Annotated in this window: 1 protein-coding gene; it reads left to right on the plus strand. The window is 47.4% G+C overall.

Translation table 11 applies throughout. The annotated features are described in order from the left end of the window. Nucleotides 1-61: 61 nt before the first annotated feature. A partial coding sequence (locus N8M09_RS11330; RefSeq protein ID WP_261065260.1) for a DUF883 family protein occupies nt 62-230 on the plus strand: 169 nt, incomplete at its 3' end.

Genomic DNA, 230 nt, shown 5'->3' on the forward strand with positions numbered 1-230 from the left:
CTCCGGCGAAAAAATCCGCTATGTTAAAAGTCTGTCTCAGTTAACGTTAAGGAATTATCACATGGCACATGATTCAAATGCAGAAAACTTACGCGCTGAACTTAAATCCTTAGCCGATACGCTGGAAGAAGTGTTGAACTCTTCCACCGATAAGCCAAAAGCCGAACTGGAAAAGCTGCGCTCCAAAGCTGAAGGCGCGCTGAAGGATACCCGTGCTCGCCTGAGCGATG

The organism is Streptococcus mitis, from assembly GCF_946190375.1.
GTDB classification, from domain to species: domain Bacteria; phylum Bacillota; class Bacilli; order Lactobacillales; family Streptococcaceae; genus Streptococcus; species Streptococcus mitis_CJ.